Raw genomic sequence first — 18314 nt, 5'->3', positions numbered from 1 at the left:
GGAGCTTCGCCATGCAAGCGCATTCTATCGCCACCGCCGGACTGACGACCGCGCAGAACCGGTTCGACAACAGCGCACGCCGCACCGCGACCGCGCCGCTGGACAATCTCGCCGACGAAACTGTGGAGCGGATCCAGGCCAAGACCGCCTTCAGCGCCAACGCCGCCGTTCTGCGCACCGCCGACGACATGACCGGCACGCTGCTGGACATGCTGGCCTGAAGCTTCAGACCGGAGCCTTCTCAGGCAGGTTGAAGAGGCCCGCGAAGCGGTCGAACACGGCCCGGTCGCCGGTCAGGGTCATCAGGTCGTCAGCCTCGAAGGCGGCAGGCGGAACCTTGCCGTAAACGCACGCGGCGACCAGCGGCGGTTGGGTCGTCAGGACGACGTCGGCGGTGTCCGTGGCGCCGCGACGGGTCGTGATCGTCCCCTTTTCGATCTGAACGACAAAAGGCTCGTCGCCGAAGACGAAGCCGACTTTCATCGCGGCGTCTCCGGCCAGGGCCGGATCGAACATCGTCTCAAACGACTGCATGATCGACACCGCACTGATCGGCAGGGTCGGGTCGTGGCGAGGCGAGCGCGCGGCCCAGCCACCCAGCACCATGAAGACCGGCTTGATCTCGTAGCCCCACGGCGTCAGCTCATAGACCTGGACCGAGGCGGGCGGCGGGAGCTTGCGGCGGGTCACGATGCCCGAAGCCTCCAGCCCCTCCAGCCGCTGGGTCAGCACGTTTGCGGAAATGCCGTGCAGATCCTTCCGCAGATCACCGAACCGGCGCGGACCCATCATCAGTTCGCGGATCACCAGCAGAGCCCAGCGTTCGCCGATCAGGTCCAGTCCGTGCGCAGCGCCGCACGCATCATGATATTTTCGGCCCGCCTTATCGGTTATCTTTTCTAACTTCATAGTTGACTATGGTAATCATCGGAGTCAGGTTTCGCAAATAACAAGGAGAGGAAACGTCGTGGCCCAGCTGATTTTCATCAACCTGCCGGTCGCCGACCTGCCCAGATCGATCGCCTTCTATGAGGCTGTCGGCGCGACCATGAACCCGATGTTCAGCGACGACACGGCCGCCTGTATGGTGGTGTCGGACGTGATCCACGTCATGCTGCTGACCCACGACAAGTGGCGCACCTTCACCGACCGGGCGATCCCCGACGCCCATGCCTCGGCGCAGATGTCGCTGTGCATTTCTTTCGACAGCCGAGAGGCTGTGGACTCGGTGGTCGAACGCGCGGGTGCAGCGGGCGGCCTTATGGATCCAAACCCGATTCAGGATCATGGCTTCATGTATGGGCGCGGCTATGCCGATCCGGATGGCCATATCTGGGAGCCGATGTGGATGGACCCGGCCGCCGTCGCCGCCGGTCCTGAAGCCTTCGCCGCCAACGCCATGGTGTCGTGATGGCTGACAGTCGCGAACTGAGCACCAGCCGTCTGATCAAGGCCTCGCCGGAGACGGTGTGGAAGATCTACACCGAGCGCACCGGCGAGTGGTTCTGCCCTCGCCCCTGGACCACACCGGTCGTGGATTGGGACCTGCGCGTCGGCGGGCGGGCCAATGTCGAACTGGCCTCGCCAGAGGGCGAGCGGCATCCCTATTCCGGCGTGTTTCTGGAGGTGGTTCCGGGCCACAGACTGGTCTCGACCGGCGCCTTTACAGAAGGCTGGGTTCCGCAGGCTGGCGACATGAACTTCGTGCGCATCGACACCTTCGAGCCCGAGGCCGGTGGAACCCGCTACACCGCCACCGCTCGGCATTGGGACGAAAAAGCCGCCGAAACCCACAAGGCCATGGGCTTCGAACAGGGCTGGGGCGCCATCGCCGATCAACTGGCGGCGTTGGCGCAGGGAGATGCGGCATGAGCGACAAGATCATTCCCTGCCTGTGGTTCGACGGCGACGCCGAGGCTGCGACCGCCTTTTATGTCAGCCTCCTGCCCGACAGCCGCGTCACCGCCGTCAACCGCTCGCCGGTCGATACGCCCTCCGGCGCTGAAGGCACGGTCCTGACGGTGCAGTTCGTGCTGGCGGGTCGTCAGTATCTGGCGCTCAATGGTGGACCGAACTTTCGCTTCACCGAAGCCGTCTCCTTCATGGTGATGACCGAGGATCAGACCGAGACGGACCGGCTGTGGGACGCCCTGCTCGCCGACGGCGGCGGCGAAAACGCCTGCGGCTGGTTGAAGGACCGCTGGGGTCTGTCGTGGCAGATCACGCCTCGTCGTCTGATGGAACTGACCACCGATCCGAACCCCGCGCGCGCCAAGGCCGCCATGCAGGCCATGATGGGCATGATCAAGATCGACATCGCGGCGCTGGACCGCGCCGTCGCCGACGTTTGAATCCAGAAAGAGGAGACGACCGATGACCTATGTGACCGGCTTCCTGACCCCCGTGAAAACCGAGGACAAGGCGCGCTACGTCAAGTCCGCCGAGGCCTCCTGGCCCCTGTTTCAGAAATACGGCGCCCTGTCGCAGGTCGAGACCTGGGGCGAGGACGTGCCGGACGGCAAGCTGACCAGCTTTCCCATGGCGGTGAAGCTGCAAGAGGGCGAGGTCGTCGTCTTCTCCTGGGTGACCTGGCCCGACCGCGCCACCGCCGACGCCTGTTTCGGCAAGATGCAGGACGACCCCGACTTTGCAAACATGGACATGCCCTTCGACGGCAAGCGCATGATGTGGGGCGGGTTCAGCGTCGCTTTCGAAGGCAAGGCCTGAGCCCGGCGGCGGCCCGGTTCGAACGCAAATCGCCCTGACGCATTGTCAGGGATCGAGGAGAATCGACATGGCCGCCCGCCCCACCTGGCAAGGACATCTGAAGCTGTCGTTGGTCACCTGTCCGGTGGCCCTCTACACGGCGACGACCAGCACGAACGACGTGCGGTTTCACCTGATCAATCCCGACACCAATAATCGCATCCGCATGGTGCCGACCGACCCGGACGCCGGGCCGGTCGAGCGCAGCGATCTGGTGCGCGGCTATGAGGTGTCCAAGGACGAATACGTCCTGTTCGACGACGCCGACTTCGACAAGGTGAAGCTGGAAAGCACCAAGACCATCTCGATCGACAAGTTCGTCGACGAAGACGACATCGACCGGCTGTATTGGGACGATCCCTTCTTCGTGGTCCCAGAGAAGGGCGCGGGCGTCGAAGCCTTCGCCGTCATCCGCGACGCCATGAAGAAACAGGGCAAGGTGGCGTTGGGTCAGCTGGTCCTGCGGGGCAAGGAGCGTCAGCTGGCGCTGGAGGTCCGGGGCAAGGGGCTGATCGCCTACACCCTGCGCGCCCATGACGAGGTGCGCGATTCCGACGAATATTTCGACGACATTCCGACGGTGAAGGCCGATCCCGACATGGTCGAGATCGCCGCGCGCATCATCGGTCAGAAGGAGGCGGACTTCGACCCGACAGACTTCAAGGACGGCTACGACGACGCCCTGCGCGCGATGATCAAGGCCAAGTCCAAGGGCGGCAAGGGCGTGGTCGATGTCGCCGAACCCGACGACACCAATGTCATCGACCTGATGGCCGCATTGCGGAACAGCCTGAAAGGGTCGGCGACGGGGACGAAAAAGCCAGCCGCCAAGAAGGCCCCGGCAAAGAAGGCTCAGGCAAAGAAGGCGGCGCCCAGGAAGGCTGCGGCAAAGAAGAAGACAGCGGCCTAGACGCCCATCGCCTTCAGGGCCGATTTCAAACTGACCGCCGAGCTGCGGAAATCAGCCCACGGATCGGGCTTCTTCAGCAAGGCCGCATAGGTCCAGAGGTTGAATGCGGCGGGGTCCAGCCCGGTCTTCACCTGCCCCCACGACAGCGGAACGGCGATCCCCGCGCCCGGCCGTGCACGCGGCGACCAGGGCGCGACCGCCGTCGCCATTCGCCCGTTGCGCAGATAGTCGATGAAGATCTTTCCACCCCGCGCCTTCTTGGCCAGGGTAGTGGTGAACCGGTCCGGCGCCTCGGCGCGGATGGCCTCCGCCACCGCCTTGGCGAAGGCCTTGTTCTGATCCCAGGTCACGCGCGAGCGGGCGTCGGTCTTGATCGGCGCGACGACGTGCAGCCCCTTGCCCCCGGTCGTCTTGACGAAGGCGGCCAGACCCAGCGCCTCGATCTTCGCCTTCACAACCTTGGACGCGGCGATAACGTCGGCGAAGTTCAGCCCCTTGTCCGGATCCAGGTCGAAGGTGATTTGCTCAGGGATTTCCGGCTGGCCGGGCGCACAGCCCCAAGGGTGCAGTTCCAGCCCGCCCGACTGGGCGATGGCGACCAGGCCGCCGACATCGACGGCGGCGACGTAAGGGGTGCGGGCCTTGACGTCGATCAGCTTCAGCCGCGGGTTCGACCCCGCCATGGCGTGACGCTGGAAGAAGGTCTCGCCGCCAATCCCCTCGGGCGCGCGGATGATGGAGGTCGGCCGGTCCGCCACATGGGGCAGGATCCGCTCGGCCGCCGCCTCGTAGTAGCGCGCCAGATCGGCCTTGGTGATCGCCGGCCGGTCGCCGACGGCGGGCCACAACACCTTGTCAGGGCTGGAGATGGTCACGCCCGCCACGACCACCTTGCCGGGCTTCCCGGCTGGTCGCACCGTCGTCGTGGTCTTCTTCGCGTCGCCCATGTCCGTAGGCGGTTGCGGCGCCTGGGTGACCTCGGCGGCCGTCTTGTCTTCACGCAGCCCCTTGAACGCCGCCTGCCGCAGCGATCCGGATTCGGTATAGCCGCCGTGCTCGACCTCGGCGACCAGCACCGGATTGACCCAATGGATGTCCTTGGCCGCCTTTGGCGCGCCCGCCCCGGCGAAGGGAGATTTCTCCGCCGCCACGCCCTTCAGCGCCGGAACAAGCGTCTTCGTCACCGCCTCGGCATAGCCGGTCCCGACCCTTCCCAGATAGCGAAGACCGCCCTTTTCCCTGACCCCGACCAGCAGAGAGCGGAACCGCGTGCCGCCCTCGGACGACCAGCCGCCGATCACGATTTCATCGCGCCCGCGGCATTTGGATTTCAGCCAAGTGGACGACCTTCCGGCATGGTAGGGGGCGTCCAGTTTCTTGGAGATCACGCCTTCCAGATCCATGCGACAGGCGCTCTCCAGCACCGCTTGGCCGGTCGAGGCGAAATGCTCGACGTAGCGCAGCCGCCCTGCGGCCGCCTTTCCGATCCTGTCCACATAGGCCTGCAGCCGCGCCTTGCGATGCGACAGCGGCAGTTTGCGCAGATCCTCCGCCCCCTCGAACAACAGGTCGAAGGCGAAATAGACCAGACCTTCCGTCTTCTCGTCCGAAATGGCGGCCTGCAACGCTCCGAAGTCCGGCATGTGTTCGTCGTCCAGCGCGCACAGCTCGCCGTCGATCACGGCGTCGGGCCAGGTCGCCGCATCCGCCGCCAGATCCGAGAACTTGTAGCTCCAGTCCAGACCCTTGCGCGTCCGCAAGACCGCCCGACCGCCGCCTACGCCGATCTGGATGCGATAGCCGTCGAACTTGATCTCGTGCGCCCAGCCCGTACCGCCCGGCGGATGGCCGGTCACCTTGCACAACTGGATCGGCACGAAGGCCGGCGGCTTCCTGGCCTTCGCCGCCGCTTTCGAGGGCGTGGGTTTGGCCGGGCCCTTTCGCCCCGTCGGCTTGGACGCCGTCCATTCCTTGGTTCCGTCCGCGATTTCGGCCAGCGACCGGCCCGTCGTCACCGAGGCGTCGATTTCGGCCAGCGCATCGCCCTCTCCCGCCACGGCGAAGTCGTCCTTCTCCTTCAGCAGCAGCCAGTTGTTGCGTTTGGAGGGTTTGCCCCGATCGCTCTTCAGCCGGATCAGCGCCCATTTGCCCTTCAGCCGTTCGCCGTGAAGGATCATCTTGATCTGACCCTTGGCCCAAGCCGCCTCCAGGTCCGGCTCCTGCGGCTCCCAGGTCCCGACATCCCACATCTGCACCGTTCCGGCGCCGTAGTTGCCGTCGGGGATCGTGCCCTCGAACGACCCGTAATCCAGCGGATGATCCTCGACCTCGACCGCCAGACGCTTCACCGCCGTGTCGCGCGACGGCGCCTTGGTCACGGCCCAGGATTTCAGCACCCCGTCCGCCTCGATGCGGAAATCATAATGTAGCCGCGTCGCCGCATGGCGCTGAATCAGATAGCGGAAGCCGCCCTTCGCGCGCTTGCCCTTCGCGCCCTTCGGCTCGGGCGTTTCGCCGAACCGGCGCTTGGCCTGATAGGTCTTCAGTTCACCGCGCATAGGGGCGTAATCCGCCCCGCGCCAAAGCGTTGCCTCAGCGACAGAAGCGCGTGTCGGTCGCCTCGAGGTGCAGGTGGTCGTAGTGGACGGCGTTGTAGTCGGGGCTCAGCGTCGTGCCGAAGATGCGGCAGGCGTCGTCGCGGATACGCTTCAGGAAGCGCGCTTCGGGCGTGTCGCCGTTCCAGTCCTTGGTCACGGTGATGCGCCGCCCGTCCCTCAGCCTGACCCCGGCGAAGTCCAGCGCCGCCGCCTGGGAATGGGCGCTGATGCGGTTCGAGCCCACGCCGTTGTTCACATTGCGACAGGCGTAGGCCCCCATGTGGTCGATCTGCACGACGTCAGAGCCCAGGATCTCGCGCGCCGCCGGCTCCAGCGACTGGCGACGCCAGATGCTCAGCGCCAGCGCGGTCTGGCAGGTCATCTCCACATCGCCCGGCGCCATGCGCGCCACCGTCCCCAGGTCGGCGCCCAGCACCCCGCCTTGATGCAGGCCGCAGGTCGCGGTGTTCTGGCGATCCGGCACAGGACTGAATCGCACGCGCGCGGCGTTCAACTCGGCCAGGCACCGGCCCAGATCGCTACCTTCGCGCACGACCAGGGCCTGGGTCCCGCCGTCGATCATCCGGTCCACCAGCCCCCCGACCAGCGGCGCCTCGGTGCGTGACGGATAGGGCGATGGCGGCCGCAATGGCTCGGGCGGCCGCCGCACGCAGCCGCTGAGGATCAGCAGGACGCCGAGGCCGATGAGAAAGGGAGAGACGCGCGACACAGAGAGCATGGTCGCGACGCTTAGCTGATTCCCGCCGCCGCAGTGGTCACGAGGCGGAGAGCCGTCTATCGGCGCTCTTCGGACGCACCCTTGGCCCGGCACCGATCCGAACAGAACCGCACCTGATCCCAGTCCCGCGCCCACTTCTTGCGCCAGGCGAACGGCAGGCCGCAGGCGGCGCAGAGCTTTTGCGGCAGGTCGGACTTGGCCGGCGCCGTGCCGAGATTGACGTGCTTTCGAGCCATGTCACCTGCCAAGAAAAAGGGCGGCCCGTCGGGGCCGCCCTTGATCGTATCAGCTGTCCAGGAAGGACCGCAGTTTGCGCGACCGCGACGGGTGCTTCAGCTTGCGCAGCGCCTTGGCCTCGATCTGACGGATGCGTTCGCGGGTCACCGAGAACTGCTGGCCGACTTCTTCCAGCGTGTGGTCCGTGTTCATGCCGATGCCGAAGCGCATCCGTAGGACCCGCTCCTCACGCGGCGTCAGGGACGCCAGCACGCGGGTCGTGGTCTCACGCAGGTTCGACTGGATGGCGGCGTCGATCGGCAAGACGGCGTTCTTGTCCTCGATGAAGTCGCCCAGGTGGCTGTCTTCCTCGTCACCGATCGGGGTTTCGAGGCTGATCGGCTCCTTGGCGATCTTCAGGACCTTGCGCACCTTCTCCAGCGGCATGGCCAGCTTTTCGGCCAGCTCTTCCGGCGTCGGCTCGCGGCCGATCTCGTGCAGCATCTGGCGGCTGGTGCGGACGATCTTGTTGATCGTCTCGATCATGTGCACCGGGATGCGGATGGTGCGCGCTTGGTCGGCGATCGAGCGGGTGATCGCCTGACGGATCCACCAAGTGGCGTAGGTCGAGAACTTGTAGCCGCGGCGGTACTCGAACTTGTCGACCGCCTTCATCAGGCCAATGTTGCCCTCCTGGATCAGGTCCAGGAACTGCAGGCCGCGGTTGGTGTATTTCTTGGCGATCGAGATCACGAGGCGCAGGTTGGCCTCAACCATTTCCTTCTTGGCCTGACGCGCTTCGCGTTCGCCCTTCTGCACAGTCTGGACGATGCGGCGATAGTCGTCGATCGGCAGGCCGGCTTCCAGCGCCACGGCGGCGACGTCGGAACGGATGGTCGCGATCTGGCTGGCTTCGTTCTCGCTGAACTTGGTCCAGCGCACGCCCTGGTCCTTGATCCGGTCGGTCCAGGTGGGGTCCAGCTCCGAGCCAAAATAGGCCTTGAGGAACTCGGGCCGCGAAATGCCGTAGCTGTCGGCCAGGCGCAGCAGCCGGCCTTCCAGACCGATCAGGCGCTTGTTGATCGCATAGAGCTGCTCGACCAGCGCCTCGATGCGGTTGTTGTTCAGCTTCATCGTCTTCAGACGATCCGAGATGGACGTCGTCAGCGCCTGATAGGCCTTTTCATCCTTGGCGCTCAGCACCTCGCCCTTCAGGCGGGTCTGAACCAGCTTGTCCTGCAGGGCGCGGAAGGCGCCGAAGTCCGCAGCGATGGCGTTCAGGACGTCCATAACCCCGTCGCGCAGCTCGGCTTCCAACGCGGAGATCGACATGCCGCCGCCGTCGTCGAAGTCGTCGTCATCGTCGTCGTCGGACTCAGGCTTGTCTTCGGCGGCTGGCTTTTCCTCGGCCTCCTCTTCCTCTTCGCCTTCAGGCTGGGCGGCGCCCGGCAGGGACGAGGGGTTCAAAACGCCATAGGTGGCGTCCAGGTCGATGACCTCGCGCAGCAGGATGCGGTTGTTTTCCAGCTCGTCGCGCCAGACCATGATGGCCTCGAAGGTCAGGGCGCTTTCGCACAGACCCGAGATCATGGCGTCGCGGCCGGCCTCGATCCGCTTGGCGATGGCGATTTCGCCCTCGCGGCTCAGCAGTTCGACCGAACCCATCTCGCGCAGGTACATGCGCACAGGGTCGTCGGTGCGGTCATAGGCCGACTTGGCGGGCGTTTCGGCCACGGCGGTGCCGGCGGCGGCAGCGACGTCGGTGGACTGCTGCTCCTGCGCGTCCTCCTCGGCCTCCACGACGTTGACGCCCATTTCGGACAGCATCGCCAGGGTGTCTTCAATGGCGTCGGGCGTGACTTCTTCGGACGGCAGGACCTTGTTCAGCTCCTCCATCGTCACATAGCCGCGCGCCTTGGCTTGCTTGATGAACTTCTTGACGCCGGCGTCCGTCAGATCGAGCAGGGGCCCATCGGTCGAAACCTCGGTGTCCTGCGTCTCGGTCTGTGCGTTCATAGTCAGTCTGTCTCCAGCCGAGAGGGTGATCAGTCCGCCCCGGCGAAAAATACAATGCTTGGCGTGCCGTAAGGTTACGTGCCCGCGCTGTCTTCCCAAATCGTCCCGGCTTTGATCGCACGGCGAAGCGCATCCCGCTCGGCCTTCAGCCGGCGGAACGCCTCATCCTGCCCAGGCACATCACGTGCATGGGCCAAGGCGTCCTCCAACGCGGCGACCCGCGTCGAAGCGTCGAACGCCTGCGACCATCGGACCCTTGCCTCGGCGAGGGGCGCATTTGCGGCCAGGAATGGCGCGCCGGACTTTGCCGCCGCCTTCTCGACCTCGCGCACTAAGGCATCATGACCCGATTGCGCCAGATGGCGTCGCAGGGCGGCGGAGTCAAGGCTATGTCCCGACAGACGCAGGCGAACCAGCTCCTGCGCCAGTCCATCCAGCCCCTTGTCGCCGAATCCGTGGGCGGCGATCTCTTCCAGATGGTCGTCCATCCGTTCGGGGTCGTCGATGGCGCCGTGGGCCAGAGCGGCCGGCACCGGCTCGATGGCGCGAAACAGCGACTGCATCGCCTGGGCCCCCTCCGCCGTCTGACCCAGTTTGGGCGGCGGGCCGAAACCGCGTTTGCCCTGCCCCGGCGTCCAGGGCGCGCGTTGGGGGCTGCGGGGGAACAAGGCGTCGAAACGGTCGAACAGGTCGCGGCGGTATTGTTCGGCCAGATCCTTGTCCTGGATGGCCGAGGCGGTGTTTCTCAGCCGCGCCTTGAAGCCCGCCTTGCGCTCCGGCGTGTCCAGCAGCTCCAGATCCTGTTCGCGGCGGAACAGCACCTCGGCGAACCCATGGGTTTCGGCCAGGGCCTGACGCAGCGCGGGCGCGCCCTTGTCGCGCAGAATGTCGTCGGGATCCTGACCGGCCCCCAGCAGGGCAAACCGGAAAGAGCGCCCTGGCTTCAGCAGCGGCAGCGACCGTTCGATGGCGCGATAGGCGGCGCGCAGTCCCGCCGCATCGCCGTCGAAGCAAAGGATCGGCTCGTGCGACACGCGCCACAGCCGTTCCATCTGCTCCTCGGTCAGGGCCGTGCCCATTGGCGCCACGGCCGGCAGGCCCGCGCGCTGGCAGGCGATGACGTCCATATAGCCTTCGACCACGATGATGGCCTGGTCGTTCTTGGATTCCGCGCCCAGAATCCGCCGCGCCTCGGGCAGGCCATACAGGGTCGCGCCCTTGTGAAACAGCGGGCTTTCCGGGCCGTTCAGATATTTCGCCCGGTCGTCGGGGTTCATGGCCCGGCCGCCGAAGCTGACGATCCGGCCGCGCGCATCCAGGATCGGGAACATCAGCCGGTCGCGGAAGCGATCATAGGGCTGGCCGCCGCTTTCGGGCGAGATCAGCAGCCCGGCCTCGACCAATTCGGCGGGCTTGGCGCCGCGCTGGACCAAGGCCTGCTTCAGCCCCTCGCGGTCGTTGGGCGCATAGCCCAGGCCGAACCGCTCCCACTGATCCTCGGGCAGCCCGCGCTTGTCCAGGTATTCGCGCGCCGCCTTGCCCGGCGTGCGGCGCAGATTGGCGGCGAACCATTTCTGGGCCAAGTCCATCCAGTCCGACAGACCCGCCCGCTTCTGCTCGCGCTCGGCCTCCTTGGGGTCTTCGGCGGGAAGCTGCATCCCCGCCTCGCCCGCCAGACGCTGCACCGCCTCGACGAAACTCAGCCGCTCGGTTTCCTGCAGGAAGGAGATGATGTCGCCATGCTTGCCGGACGAGAAGTCGTGGAAGAAGCCCTTGTCGTCGTTGACGAAGAAGGACGGCGACTTCTCCTTCGAGAAGGGCGACAGGCCGACGTATTCCCGCCCCTGACGTTTCAGCTTCACCGTCCGCCCGATCACGTCGGACGGCCGAAGGCGGGCCTTCAGTTCATCGATGAATCTCTCGTCGAAACGCACCAGCGATCCTTAAGCCCTGCGGGCGTCAACGTCGATGGATGGGAAGACGATCAGGCGGCTCGTCCGGGCATCCCCCGATATCCGAACGAACCGCCGCATCGCAGAAGGCGCAAACCGCAGCGTCCCCCAACGCCTTGGCTAACGAAGTCCTAACGCCTCGCGGACCGGCATCTGAAGTCAGGACCGGCGTTCTGTCGAGAGGCGGGCAGCTCCGCCATAGCGAATAGAGGCGAGACTGTGTCCTTTTCGTCGCGCGTCGTTCGCCTTACGGGCGACCGAAGGGGACGACCTTATTGGCGGCGTCATGCCCGATATCGGCGCTTCCCAGGAAGGGTATGCCCGAACGCAGGCACCAGTACCGAACGATTTCCTCCGGAGTCTGACCAAAATCGGGATCGTTTGGCGTGACGTCCAAGACCCGTCCCAGGCGAATCCCGGCCACACGTCGGATGCTGGCCTGGCTGGTCAAGTGAAACATCATTCTGTCGATCCGGTAGGCGGCCTCGGACACCTCCTCCAACATCAGGACGTGGTCGGACAGATCGGGCTCAAGCGGCGTGCCGGTCAGTTCGTTCAGGATGGTCAGGTTGAAGGCGACGGCCGGGCGCGGATCGGTCGCCAGCGACGGCTCGATCCAGTCGGTGCGTCCGGTGGTCAGCCAGGACAGGGCGCCGCGCGCGGTTGCGTCGTCGCGCACCGAATCCGAGGCCATCGGTCCGTGCGCCAGATGCTTGAACCCGGCCTTGTACATTCCGGCCAACAGGCTGCCGGCGTCGGAATAGCCCATGTAGCGCTTCTTGCGGGCGACGGCGTCCAGGCGCGGGATCACCGCATCGGCGATGCGACAGGAGCCGTATCCGCCGCGTGCGAACCAGATGGCGTCGATGCGGGGATCGTTGGCGAACTCGACGAAGGCATCGGCGCGCGCCCGGTCGTCGCCGGCGAAATGGCCGTGTTTCAGGAAACAGGCGGGGTGGAAGACTACGGCGACATCGCGGTCGGGATGGTTCTGCGCCATCCAGGCCTCGACCGCCTCGGCCCGCTCTTTGGCGAAGCGCGAACTGGCGCAGACGACGCCGATCTTGAAGCTATTGGTGGTCACGTCCATCTTCTTCGTCGTTTTTGCGATCCCCTACTGGCGGACCGGCTCGATCCCCTGTTCTAAGGGGGCATGAACCAAGACGCCTCCTATTTCTTCTGCGGCATCGGCGGGTCGGGCATGCTGCCCCTGGCCATGATCGTCCAGGCGCGCGGCGCCGTGATCGAAGGGTCGGACCGGGCGCTGGACCAGGGCCGCACGCCCGAGAAGTTCGACTGGCTGCGCGCCCACGGCGTGACCCTGCACCCCCAAGACGGATCGGGCGTGACCCGCGCGGATCAGACCGTCATCGCTACCGGCGCCATCGAGGAGACGGTGCCCGACATCGGCGCGGCCAAGCGCGCGGGCGCGACGATCAAGACCCGGCCCGAGTTGCTCAGCGAACTCTTCAACGCCGCCTCGACCTCGGTCGGGGTCGCGGGCACCAGCGGCAAGTCCACCATCACCGGCATGATCGCCTGGATCCTGCATCAGACGGGCCGCGAGCCGACCGTCATGAACGGGGCGGTGATGAAGAACTTCGCCGACGCCGACCATCCGTTCGCCAGCGCCCTGATCGGCGGGCCGGACGTGTTCGTGTCGGAGGTGGACGAAAGCGACGGCTCCATCGCCCGCTACGATCCGACTGTGGCGGTGGTGTCCAACATCTCGCTGGACCACAAGTCGATGGAGGAGCTGCGCGAGCTGTTCGGCGGCTTCACCGCGCGGGCGACGACGGCCGTGTTGAATCTCGACAACCCCGAGACGGCGGCGCTGGCCCAGACGCTGCCGGCCGGCAAGGCGATCACCTTCGGCCTGGGCGAAGAGAAGGCCGACCTTTCCGCCCATGATCTTCAGCCGCTGCCGACGGGCATGCGGTTCCGGCTGATCGAGGGCTGGAGCGAACACGACGTGGTCCTGAACGTGCCCGGCGCCCACAATGTCGCCAATGCCCTGGCCGCGCTGGGCGCGACCCGGGCGCTGGGCGTGCCGACAGCCGAGGCGGTCAAGGCGCTGGAGACCTTCGCCGGCATCCGTCGCCGGATGGAGGTCGTCGGGACGGCGAACGACATCACCATCATCGACGACTTCGCCCATAACCCGGACAAGATCGCGGCCACGCTGAAGACCCTGCACGCCTTCGACGGTCGGCTGCTGATCCTGTTCCAGCCACATGGGTTCGGGCCGCTGAAGCTGATGAACTCGGAGTTCATCGACGGTTTCGCCGGCCTGATGCGCGAGGACGACGTGCTGCTGATGCCCGAGCCGGTCTATTACGGCGGCACCACCGACCGCAGCGTGGGATCGGAAGACATCGCCTCCGGCGTCCGCGCCGCCGGCCGTCAGGCGGAGGCGTTGCCGACGCGCGCCGACTGCGGCGACCGGATCGTCGAGATCGCCAAGCCGGGCGACCGCATCATCGTCATGGGCGCGCGCGACGACACGCTTTCGAGCTTCGCGGCGGAACTGTTGGGGCGACTAGGCCGCTAACCCCCATCGGCAAAGACGGGGTTCAGTATACATCGCGGCGGTAGCGGCCGTCTTCCAGCATCGTCAGCATCACGTCCGCGCCTAGCGTATTTTCCAACGCGGCATGCACGCCTTGCGACATCCCTTCCAGGCTGCCGCAGACATAGATCGCCGCCCCGCGTTCGACCCAATCGCGCAGGTCGCTAGCCGCTGCCGCGACCAGATCCTGCACATACCGCCCGTCGCCCGCGTCGCGCGAAAACGACCGGTCCAGTCGCCGCAGAACGCCCGACGCCAGCCAGCCCTGTAGCTCGGCGTCGAAGAAGGCGTCGTGCGCCTGGGTGCGTTCACCGAACAGCAGCCAGGCCCCGCCCGTGTCGGTGCGCGCCTTCAGGTGCGCGCGCAGCCCGGCGATGCCCGTGCCGTTGCCGATCAGGATCATCGGCGTCTCGTCCGCCGGGCCGTGGAAGCTGCGGTTCGTGCGCAGCCGCATCCCGATCTCGCCGCCGAGCGACAGGTCTTGCGTCAGCCAGCCCGAGGCCAGGCCCGGCGCGCCGTCAGGATGGCGCATCAGTCGGATCAGGAACTCGACCCGGCCGTCCGACGGCAGGGAGGCGATGGAATATTCGCGCGAACCCGGCGTGACGCCATCACGCTCAGGCAGGCCGACCTCGGCGATGTCGCCGGCCGACCAGTCGGGCGTCGCGCCTACGGCCTCGAACGCCAGATGATAGGCCTCGCCGCCGGGACTGCCCGGATTGACCATTGTGCGTTCGACCAGCCGCCAGGGATCGTAGGCAGGCGGGGTCCAGTCGGGGGCCGTCACGCTGCCGGTGATCTGGTTCAGCTGGTGCTGCCAGTGGCGGATGGCGCCGGCCTCACCGTTATCGACCTCGACCATGTCGAAGAGGGGTTCGGCGCCCGCGCGTCGCAGCCAGCCGTCGACCGCATGGCCGAAGCCGCAGAACTGGTCATAGCTGCGGTCGCCCAACGCCAGCAGACCGAAGCGTAATCCCGACAGCTCCGTCGCCTCGCCCATGACCTGGCGCACGAACCGGGCGGCGCTGTCGGGCGGATCGCCCTCGCCGGTCGTCGAGACGATCAGCAGCGCCCGGTCCGTCGCCTTCAGGGTCTGCACATCCAGATCAGCGAAGGACAGCACCCGCGCGCCCACGCCGCCATCGCTTAAGGCGCGCGCCGTCATCCACGCCAGTTCCTCGGCGAAGCCCGTCTGGCTGGCGAAGGCGATCAGCAGCGGCCGTCCCTCGCCTGCGCCCGCCAGAGCATCAGACTGCGCGCGGGCTGCCGCATTGGCTCTGCGCTCCCGCCAGACAATGACGGCGATCAGGGCCAGCCAAAGCGCCAAGGCCCCGACCGCCCACAGCCAGCGCTGCGGATCGGCTGTCACCCCGGACGATCTCCGTCGTCGTCGAGCAGAGCGGCGAAAGCCGGCGACATCCGCTCGACCGGGCCGCGCTCGGTGCGTTCGACGAAATGGGCCATCAGGCCGACGGCCTCGGCGTAGTCCGGTCCGTCGAACGGTCCCATGACGGTCAGGGCCGTGGCGTAGGCGTCGGCCATCATGGCCGAGGGGTGCAGGACGGTGACCGAACTCAGATTGTTGCTTACCGGCCGACCGGTCGATCCGTCGATGGTGTGGGGATACAGGCGCCCCTCATGGCGGAACGCGCGGCGATAGTCGCCGCTGGTCGCCACGGCCAGATCGAACAGGGCCGCCACGGTGTGGGGCGCGGGCGAACCCTCGACCCGCTCGATCTCGACCCACCACGGCTGGGCGTCCGGCTTGACGCCGCGCCCCTTCAGCTCGCCGCCGATCTCGATCAGGTGGGAGGTCGCGCCCATGGCCATCAGGCGGTCGGACACGCGGTCCACCGCATGACCCTTGGCGATGCCGGAGAAGTCCAGCTTCATCCCGCCCATCTGCATGACCGCGCGCGCCTCGCCGTTCAGCCGCAGCTTCTGCCATCCCGACACGACCGCAGCCGCGGCGATCTCGTCTTCGGCCGGGACGGGCAGCAAGGCCGAACGCGGTCCGGGCGGGCCGAATCCCCACAGATCGACCAAGGCGCCCAGGGTCGGATCGACCGCGCCGTTGGTCTCGTCGCCCAGGGTCATCGCCGCATCCAGCAGATCCCAGAACGGCTGGGACACCGCCCAGACGCCGGCCGGCGCGGTATTGAAGCGGCTGATTTCGCTGGACGGCTCCCACGGGCTGAACAGGCCGACGACGGTCGCCAGTTCCTCTTCGATCGCAGACCGGATCTCGGCCTCGCCCACGCCTGGCGGGGCGATGACGCGCGCGCTCCAGGTCGTGCCCATGGTCTGGCCGCCCAGCGAACGGATCAGGTCACTGGGCGGACGGGGCGGCGCGCCTTCGATCGCGGGCACGAGGACGCGGTTGTCGGCGCGGTCGCCCAGAGGGGCGGCGTCGCCGATATTGACCGTGGGCGGGGCGGCGCGCGAACCGCGCGAAGGGGGAATGTCGGACATGGCCCTTCGCTTAGGGCAGGACTTCCATCGCCGCCACATAGCTGGCGTTGGAACCCAGCGTTTCACCCTGGCCTTCGGTGCGGACCGAGGCGTTCAGCCAATACATGCCCGCTTCTGGCCAGGTGATGGTGAAGGCGCCCTCGGCGTTGGTCTTGAGCGTCGATTCTTCGGGGTCGTCGCGATAGCGCAGACCACCGCGCGCCACGGTGACGTCGATGTCCGCCGCCGGCTGACCGTTGTTCAGCAGTTTGAAGGTGGCGGGCTCGCCCACCACCAGGTCGTTCGGGTGGGTGACGGGAACCAGCTCAAGCCCCTCGCCGGTCGTCTTGAAGACGGTGTCGGAGGGGTTGTTCAGGGTAACGAAGGTCTCGATGCGGCTGGCGGTGCGGGTCGCCTGAACATTGGTCGCGCCCTCGGGCAGGCCCGCCGGATAGTCCGAGGCCGCGCCGCGCCAGCGCTTCTGTTCGCCGTTCAGGGTGTAGCTGGCCATCACTCCGTTCATGACGTTGGCGACCTTGTAGGTGCCGTTCTGGGTCAGATGGGCGTCGAAGGTCGAGCGGTAGCGGCCCTGCATGGCGTTCTCAGGCTGGACCGCCGAGCCGTCCGGCGCGGTGATGGTCAGGCCGGTCAGGCGCATGGCGGCGTGATCGGGGTTGAACACCTGGTTCGACATGCCGGCGTCGAATCCGACCCAGGCGTCCGTGCCCGACAGGGTCGTGGCGGTGGGCGCCAGCCAGGCGCGGTGGGCCTGGGCGGCCATGGGGGCGGCCAGCGCTGCGGCCAGCGTCAGCAGGGCGATCGTCTTCTTCATGGTCATGATCCTCAGCGAGAGACGGCGACGCGCACGGCGCCCAGTTCGGTGGAGCCGGTTCCGGCGCCGGTGTTGGCCGCGCCCCAGCGGAACGGCACGCGCACGACTTCGCGTCCGCCCAGTTCGCGCGCCGCCTCGACGACGATGTTGTACTGGCCGGGCTGAAGGTTGCGCAGGCGGGCAGCGGGTACGGTGACGGTCTGGCGACCCGGCGCGCGTGTGGCGCCGGATACGCCGTCGGCCGGCAGGCTCATGGCCCGACCGCCCTTGCGCCACCAGGTGCGCAGATCCTTCAGCCAATCCTTGCCGTCGCCCTCGTTGTTGCGGGTCTGCTGATACCAGACGGCCAGGGTGCGTTCGGCCGACTGGTCCGGCTTTTCGATCCACACCGCGACATAGGGGCGATGATAGGAGGCGGTGTTCAGACGCGGAATCTCGACCGACACCGTCAGGTCGGCGGCCATGGCGGGCGCAGCGGCGGCCGCCAGGCCAACGGTGGTGATGACGACGGGAAGAAGGCGCATCGGAAAACTCGTCAGTGAATGAAGATCAGGGCGATAACCACGGGGATGAGCAGGCCCAGCGCCGCCAGCGGCCAGGTCGAGGGCCGACCCTTGGCGTGCAGGAACATCAGACCCAGGCCCGTGACGGCGAAGATGACGCAGGCCGCCGCGAAGACGTCGATGAACCAGAACCAGACCACGCCGGCGTTGCGACCCTTGTGCAGGTCGTTGAGGTAGGCGATCCAGCCGCGCGTCGTCTTCTCGTGCAGGGTCTCGCCGGTCGAACGGTCGATGGTGACCCAGCCGTCGCCGCCGGGCATGGCCAGGGCGACATAGACCTCTTCCGCCGTCGTCTCGGTCGGCTTGTCGGCGATCTCAACCTTCAGCGCCTCGGACGCCCAGCGCGCGACAGCGTCGGGGACAGGATCGGTCGTCTCCTGCGGAAAGCTCGCCAGCCGCTGCAACAGGGGCGTCGGCAAGGTCGCGGTCTGTTCGACCGTCACCGGATTTCCGGGGATTGAGGCCGCGTGGTTCAGGGTGATGCCGGTGACCGCGAACAGGATCATGCCGACGAGGCTGACCGCCGCGGAAATCCAGTGCCAGCTATGCAGCTGCTTCAGCCAGAACGACCGTGCGCCGTTCAGCGCCGCCTTGGGTTTGGGGCCCTTGGCTGCGGTTTCGGCCTGACGCTGTGTGGCGAGTTCGGTCACGAGGTCGCTGTGCCATTGTTGCGAACGGGTTGCAATAGCATTTAGCGACGTCG

Annotated in this window: 19 protein-coding genes; 7 read left to right on the top strand and 12 right to left on the bottom strand. The window is 66.8% G+C overall.

Annotation, left to right across the window (positions count from 1 at the left end; all coding sequences use genetic code 11):
• Positions 1-11: 11 nt before the first annotated feature.
• Positions 12-221, top strand: a complete 210-nt coding sequence (locus ASF81_RS00630) for a flagellar basal body rod C-terminal domain-containing protein (RefSeq protein ID WP_055803451.1) — start codon at positions 12-14, stop codon at positions 219-221.
• A 4-nt stretch (positions 222-225) separates the two neighbouring features.
• Here the strand turns inward: ASF81_RS00630 and ASF81_RS00625 are convergent, their stop codons facing one another.
• Positions 226-909: a helix-turn-helix domain-containing protein gene (locus tag ASF81_RS00625; protein ID WP_055803447.1), complete on the bottom strand. Its 684-nt coding sequence runs from the start codon at positions 907-909 to the stop codon at positions 226-228.
• A gap of 58 nt (positions 910-967) precedes the next feature.
• On the opposite strand from ASF81_RS00625, the gene ASF81_RS00620 reads away from it, so the two are divergent.
• From ASF81_RS00620 to ASF81_RS00600, 5 genes are all read left to right on the top strand, one after another.
• Positions 968-1411, top strand: a complete 444-nt coding sequence (locus tag ASF81_RS00620) for a VOC family protein (protein WP_055803444.1) — start codon at positions 968-970, stop codon at positions 1409-1411.
• Positions 1411-1872: an SRPBCC family protein gene (locus ASF81_RS00615; protein WP_055803442.1), complete on the top strand. Its 462-nt coding sequence runs from the start codon at positions 1411-1413 to the stop codon at positions 1870-1872. Before ASF81_RS00620 ends, ASF81_RS00615 begins: the two co-directional genes overlap by 1 nt.
• Positions 1869-2351 carry a VOC family protein gene (locus ASF81_RS00610; protein ID WP_055803438.1) on the top strand — a complete coding sequence of 161 codons (483 nt, stop codon included), beginning with the start codon at positions 1869-1871 and terminating at the stop codon, positions 2349-2351. Before ASF81_RS00615 ends, ASF81_RS00610 begins: the two co-directional genes overlap by 4 nt.
• 22 nt (positions 2352-2373) lie before the next feature.
• Positions 2374-2727 carry a DUF1428 domain-containing protein gene (locus tag ASF81_RS00605; protein ID WP_017506381.1) on the top strand — a complete coding sequence of 118 codons (354 nt, stop codon included), beginning with the start codon at positions 2374-2376 and terminating at the stop codon, positions 2725-2727.
• A 67-nt stretch (positions 2728-2794) separates the two neighbouring features.
• Positions 2795-3676, top strand: a complete 882-nt coding sequence (locus ASF81_RS00600; protein WP_055803435.1) for a Ku protein — start codon at positions 2795-2797, stop codon at positions 3674-3676.
• Here ASF81_RS00600 and ligD read toward each other — a convergent pair.
• The 6 genes from ligD to ASF81_RS00570 form a co-directional block, all read right to left on the bottom strand.
• Positions 3673-6234: a DNA ligase D gene (ligD, locus tag ASF81_RS00595; RefSeq protein WP_055803432.1), complete on the bottom strand. Its 2562-nt coding sequence runs from the start codon at positions 6232-6234 to the stop codon at positions 3673-3675. The genes ASF81_RS00600 and ligD overlap by 4 nt on opposite strands.
• Before the next feature lie 34 nt (positions 6235-6268).
• Entirely contained in the window at positions 6269-7012 is a 744-nt protein-coding gene (locus ASF81_RS00590) for an extensin family protein (protein ID WP_055803429.1), read from the bottom strand.
• Positions 7013-7068: 56 nt separating this feature from the next.
• A complete protein-coding gene (locus ASF81_RS00585) occupies positions 7069-7248 on the bottom strand; it encodes a DUF2256 domain-containing protein (RefSeq protein WP_017504429.1) in 180 nt (59 codons plus the stop codon).
• Between the two features lie 49 nt (positions 7249-7297).
• Entirely contained in the window at positions 7298-9244 is a 1947-nt protein-coding gene (gene rpoD, locus ASF81_RS00580; protein ID WP_055752847.1) for an RNA polymerase sigma factor RpoD, read from the bottom strand.
• A gap of 74 nt (positions 9245-9318) precedes the next feature.
• Positions 9319-11178, bottom strand: coding sequence for a DNA primase (gene dnaG / locus ASF81_RS00575; RefSeq protein WP_055803426.1), 1860 nt, complete (start codon positions 11176-11178; stop codon positions 9319-9321).
• A 265-nt stretch (positions 11179-11443) separates the two neighbouring features.
• Complete coding sequence (locus ASF81_RS00570; RefSeq protein WP_055803423.1) at positions 11444-12286, bottom strand: LD-carboxypeptidase; 843 nt, start codon at positions 12284-12286, stop codon at positions 11444-11446.
• A gap of 63 nt (positions 12287-12349) precedes the next feature.
• Here ASF81_RS00570 and murC point away from each other — a divergent pair, with 63 nt between their 5' ends.
• On the top strand, positions 12350-13747 hold the full coding sequence (murC, locus tag ASF81_RS00565) for a UDP-N-acetylmuramate--L-alanine ligase (RefSeq protein WP_055803419.1): 1398 nt from the start codon (positions 12350-12352) through the stop codon (positions 13745-13747).
• A 22-nt stretch (positions 13748-13769) separates the two neighbouring features.
• On the opposite strand, the gene ASF81_RS00560 is transcribed toward murC, so the two are convergent.
• Genes ASF81_RS00560 through ASF81_RS00540 form a run of 5 tightly spaced genes read right to left on the bottom strand, consistent with a single transcriptional unit; the run spans position 13770 to position 18261 of the window.
• On the bottom strand, positions 13770-15134 hold the full coding sequence (locus tag ASF81_RS00560; RefSeq protein ID WP_055803416.1) for a sulfite reductase subunit alpha: 1365 nt from the start codon (positions 15132-15134) through the stop codon (positions 13770-13772).
• Positions 15131-16237 carry an FAD:protein FMN transferase gene (locus ASF81_RS00555; RefSeq protein WP_082503387.1) on the bottom strand — a complete coding sequence of 369 codons (1107 nt, stop codon included), beginning with the start codon at positions 16235-16237 and terminating at the stop codon, positions 15131-15133. The genes ASF81_RS00560 and ASF81_RS00555 overlap by 4 nt, the downstream gene beginning before the upstream one ends.
• A 10-nt stretch (positions 16238-16247) precedes the next feature.
• Positions 16248-17048 carry a DUF4198 domain-containing protein gene (locus tag ASF81_RS00550; protein ID WP_200932826.1) on the bottom strand — a complete coding sequence of 267 codons (801 nt, stop codon included), beginning with the start codon at positions 17046-17048 and terminating at the stop codon, positions 16248-16250.
• Between the two features lie 11 nt (positions 17049-17059).
• On the bottom strand, positions 17060-17572 hold the full coding sequence (locus ASF81_RS00545; protein ID WP_055752840.1) for a DUF2271 domain-containing protein: 513 nt from the start codon (positions 17570-17572) through the stop codon (positions 17060-17062).
• A gap of 11 nt (positions 17573-17583) precedes the next feature.
• Positions 17584-18261, bottom strand: a complete 678-nt coding sequence (locus tag ASF81_RS00540) for a PepSY-associated TM helix domain-containing protein (RefSeq protein WP_082503386.1) — start codon at positions 18259-18261, stop codon at positions 17584-17586.
• Between the last annotated feature and the right edge of the window lie 53 nt (positions 18262-18314).

Source organism: Brevundimonas sp. Leaf168 (assembly GCF_001423685.1).
GTDB lineage: Bacteria > Pseudomonadota > Alphaproteobacteria > Caulobacterales > Caulobacteraceae > Brevundimonas > Brevundimonas vesicularis_C.
This window is presented reverse-complemented; position numbering and strand designations above follow the sequence as displayed.

Excerpts from the sequence above, each read along its gene's own strand:
- ASF81_RS00630 (WP_055803451.1), top strand. The coding sequence starts at position 12 with ATGCAAGCGCATTCTATCGCCACCGCCGGACTGACGACCGCGCAGAAC.
- ASF81_RS00625 (WP_055803447.1), bottom strand. The coding sequence starts at position 909 with ATGAAGTTAGAAAAGATAACCGATAAGGCGGGCCGAAAATATCATGAT.
- ASF81_RS00615 (WP_055803442.1), top strand. The coding sequence starts at position 1,411 with ATGGCTGACAGTCGCGAACTGAGCACCAGCCGTCTGATCAAGGCCTCG.
- ASF81_RS00610 (WP_055803438.1), top strand. The coding sequence starts at position 1,869 with ATGAGCGACAAGATCATTCCCTGCCTGTGGTTCGACGGCGACGCCGAG.
- ASF81_RS00605 (WP_017506381.1), top strand. The coding sequence starts at position 2,374 with ATGACCTATGTGACCGGCTTCCTGACCCCCGTGAAAACCGAGGACAAG.
- ASF81_RS00600 (WP_055803435.1), top strand. The coding sequence starts at position 2,795 with ATGGCCGCCCGCCCCACCTGGCAAGGACATCTGAAGCTGTCGTTGGTC.
- ligD (WP_055803432.1), bottom strand. The coding sequence starts at position 6,234 with ATGCGCGGTGAACTGAAGACCTATCAGGCCAAGCGCCGGTTCGGCGAA.
- ASF81_RS00590 (WP_055803429.1), bottom strand. The coding sequence starts at position 7,012 with ATGCTCTCTGTGTCGCGCGTCTCTCCCTTTCTCATCGGCCTCGGCGTC.
- ASF81_RS00585 (WP_017504429.1), bottom strand. The coding sequence starts at position 7,248 with ATGGCTCGAAAGCACGTCAATCTCGGCACGGCGCCGGCCAAGTCCGAC.
- rpoD (WP_055752847.1), bottom strand. The coding sequence starts at position 9,244 with ATGAACGCACAGACCGAGACGCAGGACACCGAGGTTTCGACCGATGGG.
- ASF81_RS00570 (WP_055803423.1), bottom strand. The coding sequence starts at position 12,286 with ATGGACGTGACCACCAATAGCTTCAAGATCGGCGTCGTCTGCGCCAGT.
- murC (WP_055803419.1), top strand. The coding sequence starts at position 12,350 with ATGAACCAAGACGCCTCCTATTTCTTCTGCGGCATCGGCGGGTCGGGC.
- ASF81_RS00555 (WP_082503387.1), bottom strand. The coding sequence starts at position 16,237 with ATGTCCGACATTCCCCCTTCGCGCGGTTCGCGCGCCGCCCCGCCCACG.
- ASF81_RS00550 (WP_200932826.1), bottom strand. The coding sequence starts at position 17,048 with ATGAAGAAGACGATCGCCCTGCTGACGCTGGCCGCAGCGCTGGCCGCC.
- ASF81_RS00545 (WP_055752840.1), bottom strand. The coding sequence starts at position 17,572 with ATGCGCCTTCTTCCCGTCGTCATCACCACCGTTGGCCTGGCGGCCGCC.